This window comes from Streptococcus sp. HMSC068F04, assembly GCF_001837455.1.
GTDB classification, from domain to species: domain Bacteria; phylum Bacillota; class Bacilli; order Lactobacillales; family Streptococcaceae; genus Streptococcus; species Streptococcus salivarius_D.
In genome coordinates, this window is the sequence record NZ_KV832540.1 from 1 (window position 1) to 361 (window position 361).

Below are 361 nucleotides of genomic sequence, written 5' to 3' on the forward strand. Positions count from 1 at the left end.
GGACGTACTTGCCGATTCTGAAGCACTTGTCGAAGCACTCTGTGAGGCACTGGTACTTGCTGACTCGCTAGCACTTGTTGAAGCACTCATCGACGCGGACGTACTTGCTGATTCACTGGCACTCGTTGAAGCACTCTGTGACGCTGACGTACTTGCTGACTCGCTCGCACTGGTTGAAGCACTTTGCGATGCTGAAGTGCTGGCTGATTCAGATGCACTTGTCGAAGCACTCTGTGAGGCACTTGTACTTGCTGACTCACTGGCGCTGGTTGACGCACTCTGCGATGCAGATGTACTTGCAGATTCGCTAGCACTTGTTGATGCACTCATCGACGCGGACGTACTTGCCGATTCTGAAGCA

At 52.9% G+C, this 361-nt stretch carries 1 pseudogene; it reads left to right on the forward strand.

The annotated features are described in order from the left end of the window. Positions 1-361 (forward strand): annotated as a pseudogene (locus HMPREF2571_RS10765) (hypothetical protein); the annotation flags it as partial.